The organism is Caballeronia sp. LZ001 (assembly GCF_031450875.1).
Lineage (GTDB): Bacteria > Pseudomonadota > Gammaproteobacteria > Burkholderiales > Burkholderiaceae > Caballeronia.
Genome location: NZ_JARTVX010000003.1, coordinates 1204473 through 1220309 on the forward strand (window position 1 = coordinate 1204473; position 15837 = coordinate 1220309).

The following is a 15837-nucleotide window of genomic DNA, read 5'->3' on the forward strand; positions in this document are numbered from 1 at the left end:
TCATCGCCTCGTGATGAAGGCGATTTGCGCTGAAACCCACGCGAGCGCTGGACACGTCGCCGTGCCTCGTCCGGTGAACGGCTTCAATGCAGCTTAGAAAACCTTCCCTTCGGTCAAATGGGTAGTCACGCCGTTCAATTCGTAGTCACCGATCACGCGTGCCTTGTGCAGCAGCGGATTGTGGCTGAAGATGGTCCGCAGATTGCGCCAGTGCCGGTCGAAGTTATGCGCCCGGGAAGTCGCCGATGCACCGCCCGCCTCGAACATCCGCTCGCCTGCAAACAGCGCGAGCTTGCTGACCACGATCTGCGTGCGCGCCGTCGCAAGCGCGCCTTCGAGCACGAGCGCCTCGGCATTCGCAACGCCATTGCGAATGGCTTGTGCGGAACGCTCCAGCTCGCGCGCGTTTTCGCGCACCAGTGCATCGATGCTGTGACTATGCGCACTCAGTTCGCCGATCACCTGCTGAATGAACGCATCCTCGCGCGCGGTGGGCGCGGTGCTGTGCATCACCGGCCGGCCATGCTTCAGCACATAACGCTTTGCATCCGCGACGATATTGCGCACGATGCCCGCCGCCACCGTCACGAGATGCAACTGACGCAACGCGCCGCCATGACGTCCCGTGAGCGTCGATTGCACGCGCGGCGTGACTTCATCGGCATGCACGAGCAGATTGTCGAACTCGAGACTGCCGCTTGCCGTCATGCGCTGGCCCATGCCGTCCCAGTCGTCGATCACGCGAAAACCCTCACGTTGCACGGGTACGATGGCAACGGCCGCATCGCCGTTTTCGTCCTGCACGTTGAGGCGCGCGTAGTCCGAGAACGCCGTGCCCGTCGAGTAATATTTGCGGCCGCTCAGGCGAAAGTGTTCCCCGTCGCGCTGCAAACGGGTCGTGATCTCGCCGGGACGCGACGTGCCCGCTTCGGTCGAAGCTCCGCCGAAGATCGCGCCATCCACCACGCGCCTGATCTGCAATTCGTTGAACGGCGTGCGGGGCGAGAGCAACAGCGCTTCGGTCTGGTCGAAGTGAATACGCAGCGCATGCGCGACATTGCTTTCATGCGCGGCAAGCGTGGCGATCACATGAAACACGTCTTCGAGCGACCCGCCGAGACCGCCCCATTCCACGGGCAAGCGCAGCTTGCCAAGACCCGACTGACGAAACAATGCGAAGCCCTCGAAGGGCAACTCGCGGCGCACCTCGCGTGCGGCCGCATCTTCGCCGATCGCCTCGGCGAGCGTGGGCAGCGCATCGAGCGCGGCCTGGCGCGGGTCCTGTTGTGACATACCTTCTTCCTTGTTTGAATGGTTCTGTGTCATGCGGCTTCCGCATCGAATTGCTTTACCGGAATGGCTTCGAGCAGCGTGCGCGTATAAGCATGCCGCGGCGCTCGCCATATCTCGCGATGATGTCCACTCTCCACGATGCGTCCGCCCTGCATCACATGCACGCGGTCCGCGATATAGCGCACCACCGAAAGATCGTGCGAGATGAAGAGATACGCAAGCCCGAGATCGCGCTTGAGTTCGACCAGCAGATTGAGAATCTGCGCCTGTATGGATACGTCGAGCGCGGACACGGGTTCATCGCAGATGAGAAGCGCGGGTTCGAGAATCAGCGCACGCGCAATGCCTATGCGCTGACGCTGACCGCCCGAAAATTCATGCGGATAGCGCCCGAGCGCGGCACTGGGCAAACCGACGCGATCGAGAATGGCCGCAGCGCGTGCACGCCGTGTCTTGCCATCGCCGATGGCATTTACTTCGAGCACCGCTTCGAGTATTTCACCCACGCTACGGCGCGGATTGAGCGACGCATACGGGTCCTGGAACACCATCTGCACCTGACGGCGCAGCGGGCGCAAGGCACGTTCGGAAAGCGGTGCGAGGTCGGTGCCGCGCAGTTGGATCGCGCCGGCAGCGGACGGCACGAGCCGCATGATCGCCTTCGATAGCGTGGACTTTCCGCAACCCGATTCGCCAACGAGACCGACCGTCTCACCGCGTGCGATGTCGAACGACACGCCATCGACCGCACGCAGCAAGTCCTTGCCATGACGATGCGCGTAATGCACCGATAAATCCCGCACTGAAAGCAAGGGCACATCGTCCGCCTGTGCGGTCGGCACGATCCGATGCGGCGCAAGCGGCGTAACGTCGAAGACGGGCTTACCGTCGTCGGTGACGGTGTGCCTTATCTCCGGCAGCTTCCACTCGCGATAATGCAACTCGCCGGACAGATTCAACGAGGCCCCGAGCAATCCCCGTGTATAGGCATGGCTGGGCGCGGTAAAAAGCTGCTCCACGCTCGCTTCCTCGACCTTCTCGCCCGCCAGCATCACCGCCACCCGGTCCGCATGGTTCGCGACGACGCCGAGGTCGTGCGTGATGAGCAACAACGACATCGAGAGTTCGCGCCGCAGCTCCGCGAGCAATTCGAGGATGCGCGCCTGAATGGTCACATCGAGCGCGGTGGTGGGTTCATCGGCGATGAGAAGACGCGGCCTGCACGCCACCGCCATGGCGATCATCACGCGCTGACGTTGCCCGCCCGAAAGCTCATGCGGATAGTCGGACACGCGCCGCTGCGGCTCGGGAATATGCACGAGGTCGAGCAATTCGATGGCACGTCTATGCGCGGCTTCCTTCGAGAGCGCCTCATGCTGCCGCAAGGTCTCGACGATCTGCGCGCCGATCGACAGCACCGGATTGAGCGATGTCATCGGCTCCTGGAAGATCATCGATATCTGTCGGCCGCGCATCGCACGCATTTCACGTGGGGCCAGCGCAAGCAGATCGCGTCCGTCGAAACGCACGCTGCCCGTCACGCGGCCGGGCTCCGGCACGAGACGCATGAGCGAAAGCGCGGTCGCGGACTTGCCGCAGCCCGATTCGCCGACGAGCGCCAGCGTCTCGCCTTCCGCGATATCGAGGTCGATGCCGCGCACCGCGTGTTGCGCGCCGAAGCTCACGCGCAGGTCGCGCACTTCAAGTAGATTAGCCACGTCGCGCCTCGTCATGGTCGTTCGCGCATGCGCGGGTTGAGTGCGTCGTTGAGCCCATCGCCGAGCAGGTTCAATGCGAGCACGGCGAGCACGATGGCCGCGCCCGGTATCGCCGTCAGATACCACGCGGTACGCAGTGAATCGCGTCCCGCGCCGATCATGCCGCCCCACGTGACGACGTTCGGGTCGCCCATGCCGAGAAACGAAAGCGACGATTCGATCAGGATGGCGCTCGCCACCATCACGGATGCAGTGACGATCACCGGCGGCAACGCGTTCGGCAGAATCTCGCCGAAGATGATGCGCGCGTTGCTGAAGCCCTGGCTGCGCGCCGCAAGCACGAAGTCCGACTGACGCAAGGCGCGGAACTCGGCACGCACGATTCGCGCGACCGTGGGCCACGAAGCAATGCCGATGGCAAGCGCAATGATCGTCACGCTGGGCCGTCCTATAGCGACGATCACGATCACGAGCAGGAACGACGGCACGGTCTGAAAGAGTTCGGTGATACGCACGAGCAGATCATCGACGAGACCGCCGAAGAAGCCGCCGATAGCGCCCACGAGCGTGCCGATCAACAAGCCGATCGCAGCCGCCGATGCGCCGATCAGTAGCGACACGCGCGTGCCGTGGGCTACGCCCGCGGCGACATCTCGGCCAAGCGAATCGGTGCCGAGGCGATACATCGGATCGGCGCCAGGCCATTCGAATGGAACCGCTACCATGTCGAGCGGATCGCCCGGATAGAAGTGCGGCGCGCTCAACGCAAGCACGATGAACGCCGCGAGCAACACGAGTCCCGCAAGCGCCGAAGGGTTGCGCAATAACGCGTGCCATGCGCCACGCCGCGCGCGGGCCGTGGGTGCGCCTTCACCACGGCGGGTGCCGAACAACGCGCCCGCGAGCTGACGCCGCCAGGGCGAGGCATGGGATGAAACGAGTTCGGGGGAATCGGAAGCCATGCGTCCTCGAATGAATGTCAGGCGTGTCGGGCGTGCCGGGCGTATCAGGCTATACGCGGATCGAGCCATGCCTGCAACAGATCGACCACCACGTTCGCCACGATCACGAGCAGCGACGAAAGCAGAAGCACGCCGAGCAGAACGCTGAAGTCGCGCGCCATGACGGCATCGAGCGCGAGGCGGCCAAGCCCTGGCCAACTGAACACCGTCTCGGTCACGGCCGCGCCGCCGAGCAAGGTACCGAAGTGAATGCCGACCATCGTCGTGAGCGGCATCAGCGCATTGCGCAGCACATGCCGCACGGTGACGCGCAACGGATGCAAACCTTTTGCATGCGCCGTGCGCACGAAGTCCTGCCGCTGCACTTCGAGCATGGCGGCGCGCGTGAGACGCGCATAGATCGCGACGAAGAACGTGGCGAGCGTGACCGCGGGCAACAGCACGTGCTTGCCGATATCGGCCAGATAAGCGAAGCCATGCAGGTTCGCGCCAACCGTCACGTCGCCGCCGCTCGGCAGCCAGCCGAGATGCACCGAGAACAGCACGATGGCGAGAAGCCCGATCCAGAAGCCCGGCGTCGAATAGAGCAACAATGCAAGCACGGACAGTACACGGTCCGGCCACTTGCCGGCCCAATGCGCCATGACCGCGCCGAGTACGATGCCCGCCACGATTGCAATGCCAAGTGCCGCGCCCATCAGAATGAGTGTATTGGGCAACCGCGAAAGAATTAGCTGCATGACGGGCGCGTCGTAACGCGGCGAGAAACCAAGACTGCCGTGCGCGAGATGCGAGAGATACGACCACAACTGATGGAGCACCGTCTGATCGAGACCGAACTTCGCGCGCAATGCTTGCAAGCTCTCCGTCGTGGCCGAGCCGGACTCTCCCGCGATGACATCGGCGGCATCGCCCGGCATGAGCTTCAGCAGGAAGAAGTTGAGGATCACGATGGCAAGCATCGTCGGCACGGCTTGCCAGGCCGTGCGGCGAACGATGGCGGCGAGGCGCGTGCGTCGGCTCATGTGGATGCCTTCACGCGCTCAGCCAGACATCGGCGAGATTGCCTTCCAGACCTTGCGCCGACACCGTGTGGTTATGCACGCGCTTGTTGGCGACCGTGATCATGCGCGGCGCGATGAGGTTCAGAACAGGCAAGTCGCGATTCACGATCTGCTGGAACTGCTGATAAAGCGCGACCCGTTTGCCTTCATCCGTTTCCACGGATGCCGATTCGAGCAGCGTATCGACTTCTGCATTGCTGTAGTGCGGCGCATTGGAAAACGGCACGCCCGGACGAATATTCTTCGACCAATAAAGACGCTGCACGCCCACGCTCGGATCGAACAGCGTATTCACGCCTATGCTGGTGAAGTCGAACTGGCGGTCCGCATACACGCGCTTCAGGAACGAAGGCAAGTCCTGCGAGCGCACTGTCACGTCGATCCCCACGCGCGAGAGCGCCGACTTCACATAGTCCGCCTGACGCCGATGCATATCGCCATAAGGCAGGAAGTCATGCGTGAGACTGAAACGCGGCCCGCCGTTCTTGCGCGGATAACCCGCCGCATCGAGCAGCTTCTCGGCGCTCGCCGTATCGAACGCATAGGGCGTGATCTTGGCGTCGTGATAGGGCGATGCAGGCGTGATCGGTGTCGGCGAAATATCGGCGTAACCGTATGCAATCGTGCGCTGCACTATCTGCGGATTGATGGCGTGCGCAATGGCCTGACGCACGCGCAGATCCTTCAGGATCGGATGATCGAGATTGAAGTCGATCTCCGATTGCGGCTGAAGAAAACGATACCCGCGCGTTTCCGTGGCAAGCTGCGGCAGTTGCCCAAGACGCGGCAAGTCCGTGAGCGGCACCGGATTCTCGCCGCCGAGATCGAGCGCGCCGGTTTCGAACGCAGCGGAACGCGCCGCCGCGTCGGGAATGACCTTGAACACGAGCGAATCGATATACGGCTTGCCCGCATCCCAGTAGTCCGGGTTGCGCTCATAGACGATATTCGCGCCGCGTGTCCACGACTTGAAGCGGAACGGTCCCGTGCCGACGGGTGCGTTGTTGTGCGGATTCGAGAGCGGGTCGCCCGTGGCGTAGAGATGCTTCGGGATCATCGGCGATTCGCCCGCCGACAACGCCTTCAACAGATACGGTGCGGGCTTCGACAATTCGATCACGGCGGTGCGCGCATCGGGAGTCGAGACCTTCACCACGTTGGCAAACGTGCTACGCCCGCGAGGATGGATCGACTTGAGCAAATCTATGGAAAACGCGACATCGGACGAGGTGAACGGCTGGCCGTCGTGCCATTTGACGTTCTCGCGCAGCGTGAACGTGTACTTGAGACCGTCCGGGCTTACGTTCCATGCGGTCGCCAATTGCGCTTTCGGTTTCAGATCGAAGTCGTAGGCGAGCAAGCCTTCCAGCACTTTCGAGCTGGCGACGAGCGCGGGCCCCGTCGTCTGAAAGATGGATACGAGCACGGGCGGCTCGGGATTGATCAGCATGTTGAGCGTGCCGCCGCGCTTCGGACTTCCGGCGTCGCCCTGAGCGAACGCCAGTGAGGACAGGCTTGCGGACGCGAGCGCCGCGCCCGATGAAATGAGAAATCCCCGTCGATCGATGCCTGCCATGTATTGCCGTTCCTTTGTTTCGTCTGTCGTCGATGATCTTGGCGGCGTTGCTGGGCTGCTGCCGCAGCGCACACGTTAAAACGCCGTCACGCGGACGCGAACGAATCGATTTGCATATGCAAAAGCACGAACGGGTGGAAAGCTTATGACGGGATTGGGAGTGCAAGGACGACTTCGCCTAATCGTCAGACATGAATCCATGGCATTGATGCGATGAATTTCGTCGCATCTGAAGATTGTTTCGGGTTCCGATCTAATTCCATGCAAGCGATGACGCCGAGGCATCGCCCTTCGGTTTCCTTTCATATTCCCCTCTCAGGGATTTCAACGCCAACCGGCTTTTACCGTCTCGCTCGGGTCATCGTGTGGTGAAGCGAACAGATCGAAAAAGATTAGGGATACGACATTCTTCCAATCACCTAATGTCCTCTTGCAGCGAGCCAACCGTGTTCGTCCATGCAAGGAGCGGATCATGAAATCCCTCGTTCGTCGTTTCAAAAGCGCTCTGCCGATCGTGCTTCTCGCTTGTGCATTCGCGCCCGCTATGAGCTTCGCGCAGAGCACGTCGAGCACGCTGACCACACGTTCGTTCGACGATCTCAGCGACGACTCCGACACCACGGCGGACAACACAGCGGTCGCAACGCCGGGCGGGCTTGCTTCGATACTTGCGCGGCTTCAGTGCTTGCAAGGGCTGAATCCATCGGGTAATTCGGCCTCGGTCACGCTGTCGGTGCAAAAGGGCAGCTACCGCATCTACAACCCCTCCACCAACGCCTTCGATACCGTGTCGATGCGTTCGTACAATGGCTGCCCATCCGGGCCGACCATCAGCATCAAGCCGGGCGCCACGCTCAGGCTAAAGCTCAACAACAGGTTGCAGGTGAACGATCCCGTGGACGACTGCCCGGACAATCCGGATCACTCCACGCCGCATTGCTTCAATCACACGAACATCCATACGCACGGTCTGCATGTCTCGCCTTCCGGCAAGTCGGACAACGTGCTGCTGACGGTGCTGCCTCAGCAGTCGCAGCAATACGTCTACAACATTCCGTCGACGCATCCCTCCGGCACGTTCTGGTATCACGCGCATCTGCACGGCTCGACTGCCATCGATGTCGCGAGCGGCATGGCCGGCGTGCTGATCGTGCGCGGTTCACGTCAGGCGCGCCATGGCGTCGTCGATGGCAGCGCCGATATCGACACCATCCTGCATCGCCGCTTCCTGCTGTTACCCTTGCCGATGCGCGAACACGTCATGCTGTTTCAGCAGATCGAATACGGCTGCTTCAGCGACGCGCAATCCACCGTGCCATTGGCCGACCCGACCACTTTCGAATGGATCTGCCCATCTGGAAAGATCGGCGAAATTCGCGGCTATACGAACCAGCTTTCCTTCGTTCAGGACCCGCGGCCCGGTCACACGGGGCAGTTCAATTCGACGTGGCAAATATCCGGCCGTTATACGCAGATCAACGGCGTGGTTCAGCCAGTCTTTCCGAGCGCCACGACCTTCGTACCCGCAGGCGAAGTGCGCCGTCTTCGCATGGTGCATGGCGGCAATCGCGACACCATCAATGTGAAGATCGTGCGTGCAAATCTCTCGGCCGTTGGCGTGGCGGACTCGCAGTCCTTGAGCGCGGCGCAGGTCAACACGGCGACGAGCGCGGCAGCCTCGGCGCTCGCGAAGGACAACACCAAGACGTCGCAGACCCTGACGCTCGATCAACTCTGCAGCGGTGAAACCGTCAAGCAACTCGAGTTCGCCGAAGACGGCATCACCATGAACGCGATGGTCGAAAAAGACGTCAATTCGATGAACCCCGGCTACCGCAGCGACGTGCTCGTGGCCTTTCCATCGCCGGGTGTGTATTGCATACTCGACGAAGCCGCCTCGGCTTCCGCGACCATCAACTTCAGAACCAATTCATCGAAGGCGAAGGACCGGCGTCTGTTGTCGCTCGCGCGTGTCGGTCCCGGCGTCAACATTCCGAACACCACGGTCGGCAATCACTCGCGCTACTGGCAATACATTCGCAATCAACTGGTCGCGGCCAATCCCACGCTCGCGGAACCCGCGAAGACGGATCTCGCATCGCTTACGTTGCGAGCGTTCGCGCCCAGTGTGCCGGTGGATGGCAAGGTGGTCAACGTCGTGCCTGCTGTGTTCGACATCAAGCCGCCCGCATTCACCATCAACGGCAAGAGCTACGATCCGAGCGTCACTGCTTACACCGGCGTGCTCGGCAACATCGATCAATGGAACGTCTCCGCCACGGCCTTCGCCACACACGTGTTTCACATTCACACGAATCCGTTCAGGATCATCGACATCAAGAACGCAGCCGGCAACTCCATTTTCAATGGCTCGGGGGGTTGCACCGACGAAGAGCTTCAAACCGGCGACACGGAGTACTGCAACCTGCAAGGCGTGGAGCGCGATACGCTTTTCATCAAGGCCGGGTATCAGCTTTCCATGCGCACGATCTATCAGGACTTCACGGGCGAATTCGTCATGCATTGCCATATCCTCGACCACGAAGATCGCGGCATGATGGAGAACGTCAGTATCGTCTCGCCGATGACAGCCTATCTGCAACGCGTGACCGCGCCGTTCGCTACTGCATCGGCAAACGCGGGCAAGTGGCTCGCGCGTCTGCGCGGCGAGGATGAAACGCAAGTCGCGCTGGCAGCCTCGCTGTGTTCGGCGAAAGACTATGCCAGGCGTTGAGATGCTTTTGTAAGTTATCCGGGTCGGGACGTTTTGATGTTTAATGAAGACATCGAATGCGTGCACACCCGGAGAATCATCTTGGCTCAGTCGAAGTTTCAGGCCGTCTACATGCGCGGCGGCACCAGCAAAGGCGTATTTTTTCGCGACGACTGGCTACCCGCCGACGCTGCCGTGCGCGACGCCGTCCTGCTACGCGTGATCGGCAGCCCCGACCCTTATGGCCAGCATATCGACGGCTTGGGCGGCGCGACCTCCAGCACGAGCAAGGTCGTGATCATCGGTCCTTCCTCGCGTGAAGATTGCGACGTGGACTATCGCTTCGGTCAGGTCGCCATCGACCGGCCGGTGGTCGACTGGTCCGGCAATTGCGGCAACCTGACTGCGGCGGTCGGTCCGTTCGCCATCGCGCAGGGTCTCGTCGATGCCCCGCGTAACGGCACGGCCACCGTGCGCATCTGGCAGGCGAATATCGGCGCGAAGATCATCGCGCATGTGCCGATGAAAGACGGCGAAGTGGTCGAAGAAGGCGACTTCGAACTCGACGGCGTGACCTTCCCCGCAGCCGAGATCAAGATCGAATTCCTCGATCCAGCCGGCGATGCAAACGAGAGCATGTTTCCGACCGGCAACGCTATCGACGTGCTCGACGTGCCCGGCGTCGGCTCGGTCGAAATGACCATGATCAACGCGGGAAACCCGGCCATTTTCGTGGATGCGGCATCGCTCGACTTGAAAGGCAGTGAACTGCAGCGCGACGTGAACAGCGACAGCGCCTTGCTGCAACGAGCCGAAGCCATTCGCGCTCACGCCGCGGTGCGCATGGGTCTCGCCGCGTCAGCCGACGAAGCCACGCAATCGCGCCCGCATACCCCGAAGCTCGCCTTCGTCGCGAAGCCCGCGAGCTATGTCGCATCGAGCGGCAAGCATGTCGATGCGAGCGCGCTCGACATCAACGCGCGCATCTTTTCCATGGGCAAGCTGCATCACGCGATGACGGGCACGGGCGCCGTGGCTATCGCCGTCGCGGCGGCCATTCCGGGGACGGTCGTCAACCGGCTCGTCGCGAATGCGCACGCACCGGTGCGCTTCGGGCATCCTTCCGGCAGTCTCGAAGTGGGCGCGAAAGCCGAGCAACGCGACGGAAGCTGGACCGTGACAAAAGCCATCATGAGCCGCAGCGCGCGGCGTCTGATGGAAGGTTTCGTCTTCGTGCCGTCGTCGGTCACGATGAAGTAAGCTGGACGTGGCGTAACTTTTGATGCACCCTCGCACAGGTCATCGCCCGCGCCTCGCCTTTCATGAACGCCTCTTTCGAATCTTCCACGCGCGACGCGTCTCACGTCGGCGTCTATGTTCATCCCGCCGATGCAAACGCCGGCCAATGGACGGTCAGTCACGCGGACCGGCCGCATCTGTATCGCATCCTGCATCGTCTGAATGCGGGCGAAGTCCGTGTCGATACAGTGGTCGACCTCGACAATCTCGAAGCCAAGCTGCAAAAGTGGCGGCGTGAAGGCTTCGTGAAGCATCGGGAAGATCAGGCGTCGTCTCCAAACCGTCATGCGTTCATGCAGGACTTGAAGCGCGCGGCCGTTGCAAGCGTGGGCGTCGTGAGCATGGTGGACAGCACGGTCATCGACTCCGTGTCCATGCCGACGGGTGCGGGCGGACCCTTCGTTCCCGCACCGAACCCGGCCTATCTCTTCGCGGCACGCTCACGCGACATCCTCTTGGACATCGTCGAGAACCGGCGCCTCTTGCTGATCGGGCATACGGGAACGGGCAAGACGAGCCTCATCGAACAAGTCGCCGCGCATACGAATCAGGGCGTGCTGCGCTCGAACATGAACGGCCAGACGACAGTCGGCGACTTCGTCGGCTTCTGGACCGTCAAGGGCGGCGAGACCATCTGGATCGACGGCGTGTTGCCCACCGCCATGCGCGAAGGTCTCTGGCTGATCGTCGACGAAGTGGACTTCGCCGAACCCGCGATACTCGCCGTCCTCACCGCCGTACTGGAACCCGGCGGACGTCTCCTGCTCAAGGAGAGGGGCAACGAGATCGTGACGCCGCATCCCTCGTTTAGATTGTTTGCGACAGCCAATGCAGTCGGCGCGATGAGTCAATATCGGCACTTGTATCAGGGCGCCAACGTGATGAACGAAGCGTTCCTCGACCGCTGGCGCGTGTATCAATTCGACTACCTTTCTCCCGCCGATGAAGCCGAGGTGCTCGTGCGTACCTTCGGCGAAGGCGTGAGCGCATCCATGGCGACGACGCTTGCCTCCATCGCGGCGGACTGTCGCGCTGCCTTCGCGCGCGAAGATCTGTCGAGCGCGTTCTCCACGCGCAGGCTGCTCGACTGGACCGCGCTCATGCTGAGAAGCGGCGACCCGGAAGCCGCCGCGGGTCCGACGATCTACGCCAAGGTCAGCGCCGAGGACGCCGCGTTGATCCGCGATATCGTGCAGCATTACATCGCGAGATGAACGCATCGACGCCGATGGATGACGACAATCTCGCGAAGCTCGCGCGCACGCTGGCTCGTCGTGACGATCTGGAAATCGGCTTCTCACCGGACGGGCCTGTCGTGCGCGGCAAGCTGCTTTTGCTGCCGGATACGCTCGACCCGACGACGCAAAACGACACGGTTAAGGGCTATCTCGACTTGCTCGTCGCGCGGCATTGTCATTGCGATTCAGACGCACTCGACAAGACGGCAGCCGGTGCACGCGGTATCGCTCGCGCACTCGACGACAGACGCGCATGCGCCCTTCTGCTCGATGCTTACCCCGGTGCCGAAGCGTTATTGCGTTCGTACCGCGAGCATCGGCAGGAACTCGTGCTTGGCGGCTGGCAGAAGCTCGGTTGGCGCGAGCAACTTGCTTGGCGCGTCGAACGCGCGCTCTGGAACGAGCAAGCGACGGCCGTGGAGGACACGCCATCGTTGGGCACGGCGCTTCATGTGATGGAAGATATCCTGCGCGAAGGGCGCGCGAGCGTATCGACGGAACAAAGCGTGCGTCTTGCAATGCGCGCGCTCGAACGCATTGCAGCGCTATCGGCGGGCGACATCAACAACATGATGTTCACCGTGGACCACGAGTCGGCATCCGAGCCCGAATACGACGCAACCAGCGAAGAGTCGACGCCCGCGCATTCCAGCGCGGCGCCACTCGACGATTCCTCGCCCGATTCTCAAGGCGATGCCATCGCGCCCGAAAGCAATGCATCGCCGATCGAACGACCGACACGCTCCGTTCCCCTCACCACGGAATTCGATCGCGTGACCGATCTCACCGGCATGGGCGACCCCACCGCATGGCGCAAGCTGCGCACGCTGGCGCGCGCACAAACAGGGCCGTTGAAGGCACGTCTTGAACGCGCATTGAAGGCCGACGAACAAACGCACTGGCAGCGCGAACAGGAACGCGGCGAACTCGACCGGCCGTCGCTCGTGCGTCTTGCAACATCGCCTGGCTATCGCACGCCGTTTCGTGCGGCACGCGCGCGTCCCGGCCGCGATGCCGCCGTCACGCTGCTGATCGATCGAAGCGGCTCCATGGCTGGACGCAAGATCGAACTTGCACGGCTATGCGCGACCGCGCTGTGCGACGCGCTCGAACAACTCGGCTTCGCGTGCGAAGTGCTGGGCTATAGCTCGATAGAAGACGCGGACATGCGCGCTTATTACGAGCGCTGGCTCTCTAGTGGACACACGCCGCCCGAAGGCTTCAATCGCTTTGTCGAAAGACTCGATTTGCAAGTCTATAAGCGCTTCGATTCGGCCAATCTCAGCGGGCTTGCGCGCATAGCATGCGGCCATGAAAATCCCGATGGCGAAGCGCTGACCTGGGCCGCCGAACGATTGCTCGCGAGACGTGCGCGCCGTCGCATACTGATGGTTTTGTCGGACGGTTATCCGGCGACGGGAGAAGGTCATCCCGCGCTTTTGCGTAGCGATCTGCGCGAGCGTGTGCGCGAAGTGCTCGCGCGTAAGGTGGAACTCATCGGTATCGGCATACTCGATGACGCGGTCGAAGAGTTCTATCCCGTATGCAGCGTCGTGAAAGAGCTTCAGCAGTTGCCCGCGGCGGCGTTCGAAGTGCTGGGGCAGACACTGCTCGGGCATCGGGAATGGATGCTGGAACACATCTAAACGCGCTTCCTCGCCATATAGCGGCCGGGCGTCGTGCCGAAGGTGCGGCGAAACACATCGATGAATGCGCTGATTGACCTGAACGATGTGGTGTTCTGGCGTTGCGACGGGTTCGGCGAAGTCGCCGTAGAACGGTTGCTGTCCTGCTGCATTGACGATTGCGGCTTTTATAGTGCCTCCATGACGATGCATCCAGTCTAGCCATGCGAGCGCGGCCAATCTCCGGTATAAAAGCCAATCGATACGGCAAACCGGCCATGACTACACCGCTCATTCGCCCCGACCTCGTCACTTCGCAAGACGGGCCTTTTCTCGCTGCCGCCGAACACACGCAAGCCGCGCCGCGCGAAATGTCCCTGCACAGTCACGCGCGCGGAAAGTTGATGGGCGCGTTGAGCGGCCTCATGTCGATAGGTCTCGAATCTAGGGCGCAACGCGGCGGTGCTCGACGCGCTGCGCGAAAGCCGGCGCCGATGTCACGATCGCCCTTGATGAAAACGAGGATGCGATGTCGCGTGCTTTCGAAGCGCAGTTCGCGGAAGGCGTCGATATCGTGCTCGACTATCTCTGGGGTCCTGGTGCGCGTGCCTTGTTGATCGCCGCCGCGAAAGCATTGGACGATGGCCGTGTCTTGCGCTTCGTGCAGATCGGCTCGATTGGCGGCGCCGAGATCGGCTTGCCGGGCGCCGTGCTGCGTTCCACTGCAATCACGTTGATGGGCAGCGGGATCGGCAGCGTTGCACTGCCGCGCTTGCTCGAATGCGTGAAGGCGGTACTGAACGCGGCTGCATCGGGAGCATTACGTGTCGATGCAAAAGCGGTGCCGCTCTCGCAGTTGAGCGAGCACTGGGACGGCAACGACAACAAACAGCGCACGGTGTTCGCCATGCGTTGAAGTTTAAAGTCCCGGCGCACCGCTCTCAGCGCAAGTCCGCGCGAAGGTCTCGCACACCGCGTCCCAGGCGTTGACGCAAGAGCGTGCGCAGGGTTGCGCCATCGACATAACCGACTTCGGCCGCGATAGCTTCGAGGTCGAGACCGCTGCCATGCAAAAGCGCCTGCGCGCGTTCCACCCGCAGATCCTGAAAGTACGCGAGCGGAGACTTGCCGAGCACGTCCTGACACCGGCGTTGCAGCGAACGCGTGCTCGTCGCGAGCGCGCTGGCGGCCTCCTGAAGCGAGAAGCCTGACTTGAGGTGCTCTCGCGACCATCGCTCGAAACGCAGAATGAGCGGATCGGCTTGCGCCAGATGATTGGGGATCATGTAAGGCGCTTGGGAGGAGCGAAGGTCCGCAAGCAGATAACGCGACACCAGATTCGAGAGTTCCGGGCTTGCCTTGCGGATCAGCCACAACGCCAGATCGAGATGTCCCAGTGCCGCGCCGGCCGTCACGCCCACATCGGTCGGCACGAGCATGCGCGATTCGTCGAGCAGCACATGCGGATAGCGCTGCCGGAAAAACGGACCGAGCCACCAGGTCGTCGTCGCTTCGCGATGATCGAGCAGCCCGGTTTCCGCCAGCAGAAACGTGCCGATGCACGACGCTGCGATAAGCGCGCCCTCGTCGTGCCATTGCAGCAGTTGCGCTCTGGCCTTTCTCACATCCGGCCGTTCGAGCGCGGGAACGAGCAACTCGGGCGTGCCGGTGCTCAATGCCGGCACGATCACCCAGTCGGGCTTCAGGTCGGCTGCAACCGGCCGAACCGGAATGCCGAATCCCTGCGCCGAGCGGACCTTCTTGCGCACGCCGACCAGCGAAACATCGAACCGAGGCGCACCGCCCGTGGCCTGAGCGGAGAACTTGTTGGCGAGCGTGAACGCATCGAGCAAGACCGTGAGCCCGGTATCGAACAGGCTTTCCAGAGCGACGATTGAAATTCGCATGGCGTAAATGCCCTCAAAGTTGGCATTTGCGACGATACCGGTTTTTGCGCCCTAAGACTACAGTGAGCTCCGTTGTACATCGCAACGCAGTCAAGGAAGGAGTTCACCCATGAAGGTATTCGCAGTTGGATCCATCACCAATCCGCCCACACCGGAGCAGCAGCAACGGATCATGCCGAAGGAGGTTCCACATACCCTGCAGCTTTATCTCGATGGCAAGATCGAGCAATTCTGGTTCCGTCAGGACCGTCCGGGCGTGATGTTTCTGATGGACGTCGAATCGGTCGACGCGGCCCGAGCGGAAGTCGGCGCGCTGCCGCTGACCGAAAGCGGTTTCATGACTTTCGACCTGATTCCGGTGGGTCCGCTCGCGCCGCTTGGGCGGTTGATTCAGAAGGGCTGATCAGGCGCGTCATGAAAGTCGAAGGGCGGCCATTCATCG

Annotated in this window: 12 protein-coding genes; 6 read left to right on the plus strand and 6 right to left on the minus strand. The window is 61.9% G+C overall.

From position 1 onward, the window contains the following. Positions 1–93: 93 nt before the first annotated feature. The 5 genes from P9292_RS09970 to P9292_RS09990 are packed head-to-tail and all read right to left on the minus strand — an operon-like array spanning position 94 to position 6613. A complete protein-coding gene (locus P9292_RS09970; RefSeq protein ID WP_244830892.1) occupies positions 94–1293 on the minus strand; it encodes an acyl-CoA dehydrogenase family protein in 1200 nt (399 codons plus the stop codon). 29 nt (positions 1294–1322) lie between these two features. After that, positions 1323–3011: an ABC transporter ATP-binding protein gene (locus P9292_RS09975; protein ID WP_309958717.1), complete on the minus strand. Its 1689-nt coding sequence runs from the start codon at positions 3009–3011 to the stop codon at positions 1323–1325. Positions 3012–3022: 11 nt separating this feature from the next. Beyond that, entirely contained in the window at positions 3023–3973 is a 951-nt protein-coding gene (locus P9292_RS09980; RefSeq protein WP_309958718.1) for an ABC transporter permease, read from the minus strand. 44 nt (positions 3974–4017) lie between these two features. Continuing rightward, positions 4018–4998 carry an ABC transporter permease gene (locus tag P9292_RS09985; RefSeq protein WP_244830895.1) on the minus strand — a complete coding sequence of 327 codons (981 nt, stop codon included), beginning with the start codon at positions 4996–4998 and terminating at the stop codon, positions 4018–4020. A gap of 10 nt (positions 4999–5008) precedes the next feature. After that, positions 5009–6613 (minus strand): ABC transporter substrate-binding protein, encoded by a 1605-nt coding sequence (locus tag P9292_RS09990; protein ID WP_309958719.1) that lies wholly within the window; start codon positions 6611–6613, stop codon positions 5009–5011. Between the two features lie 472 nt (positions 6614–7085). Between P9292_RS09990 and P9292_RS09995 the strand changes: the two genes are divergently transcribed. The 5 genes from P9292_RS09995 (at position 7086) to P9292_RS10015 (ending at position 14404) form a co-directional block, all read left to right on the plus strand. Continuing rightward, a complete protein-coding gene (locus tag P9292_RS09995; protein ID WP_309958720.1) occupies positions 7086–9347 on the plus strand; it encodes a multicopper oxidase domain-containing protein in 2262 nt (753 codons plus the stop codon). 36 nt (positions 9348–9383) lie between these two features. Then, on the plus strand, positions 9384–10586 hold the full coding sequence (prpF, locus tag P9292_RS10000; RefSeq protein ID WP_409015142.1) for a 2-methylaconitate cis-trans isomerase PrpF: 1203 nt from the start codon (positions 9384–9386) through the stop codon (positions 10584–10586). 62 nt (positions 10587–10648) lie between these two features. Next, complete coding sequence (locus P9292_RS10005; protein ID WP_309958722.1) at positions 10649–11839, plus strand: AAA family ATPase; 1191 nt, start codon at positions 10649–10651, stop codon at positions 11837–11839. After that, a complete protein-coding gene (locus P9292_RS10010; protein WP_309958723.1) occupies positions 11836–13509 on the plus strand; it encodes a cobaltochelatase CobT-related protein in 1674 nt (557 codons plus the stop codon). The genes P9292_RS10005 and P9292_RS10010 overlap by 4 nt, the downstream gene beginning before the upstream one ends. A gap of 508 nt (positions 13510–14017) precedes the next feature. Next, on the plus strand, positions 14018–14404 hold the full coding sequence (locus P9292_RS10015; protein WP_309958724.1) for a hypothetical protein: 387 nt from the start codon (positions 14018–14020) through the stop codon (positions 14402–14404). A gap of 25 nt (positions 14405–14429) precedes the next feature. Here P9292_RS10015 and P9292_RS10020 read toward each other — a convergent pair whose 3' ends face one another. Then, positions 14430–15395 (minus strand): helix-turn-helix domain-containing protein, encoded by a 966-nt coding sequence (locus tag P9292_RS10020; RefSeq protein ID WP_309958725.1) that lies wholly within the window; start codon positions 15393–15395, stop codon positions 14430–14432. 109 nt (positions 15396–15504) lie between these two features. On the opposite strand from P9292_RS10020, the gene P9292_RS10025 reads away from it, so the two are divergent. Further along, positions 15505–15798 carry a hypothetical protein gene (locus P9292_RS10025; protein WP_309958726.1) on the plus strand — a complete coding sequence of 98 codons (294 nt, stop codon included), beginning with the start codon at positions 15505–15507 and terminating at the stop codon, positions 15796–15798. The last annotated feature ends 39 nt before the right edge of the window (positions 15799–15837 follow it).

Excerpts from the sequence above, each read along its gene's own strand:
- P9292_RS09970 (WP_244830892.1), bottom strand. The coding sequence starts at position 1,293 with ATGTCACAACAGGACCCGCGCCAGGCCGCGCTCGATGCGCTGCCCACG.
- P9292_RS10015 (WP_309958724.1), top strand. The coding sequence starts at position 14,018 with ATGTCGCGTGCTTTCGAAGCGCAGTTCGCGGAAGGCGTCGATATCGTG.
- P9292_RS09990 (WP_309958719.1), bottom strand. The coding sequence starts at position 6,613 with ATGGCAGGCATCGATCGACGGGGATTTCTCATTTCATCGGGCGCGGCG.
- prpF (WP_409015142.1), top strand. The coding sequence starts at position 9,384 with ATGTTTAATGAAGACATCGAATGCGTGCACACCCGGAGAATCATCTTG.
- P9292_RS09995 (WP_309958720.1), top strand. The coding sequence starts at position 7,086 with ATGAAATCCCTCGTTCGTCGTTTCAAAAGCGCTCTGCCGATCGTGCTT.
- P9292_RS09985 (WP_244830895.1), bottom strand. The coding sequence starts at position 4,998 with ATGAGCCGACGCACGCGCCTCGCCGCCATCGTTCGCCGCACGGCCTGG.
- P9292_RS10025 (WP_309958726.1), top strand. The coding sequence starts at position 15,505 with ATGAAGGTATTCGCAGTTGGATCCATCACCAATCCGCCCACACCGGAG.
- P9292_RS09980 (WP_309958718.1), bottom strand. The coding sequence starts at position 3,973 with ATGGCTTCCGATTCCCCCGAACTCGTTTCATCCCATGCCTCGCCCTGG.
- P9292_RS10020 (WP_309958725.1), bottom strand. The coding sequence starts at position 15,395 with ATGCGAATTTCAATCGTCGCTCTGGAAAGCCTGTTCGATACCGGGCTC.
- P9292_RS10010 (WP_309958723.1), top strand. The coding sequence starts at position 11,836 with ATGAACGCATCGACGCCGATGGATGACGACAATCTCGCGAAGCTCGCG.
- P9292_RS10005 (WP_309958722.1), top strand. The coding sequence starts at position 10,649 with ATGAACGCCTCTTTCGAATCTTCCACGCGCGACGCGTCTCACGTCGGC.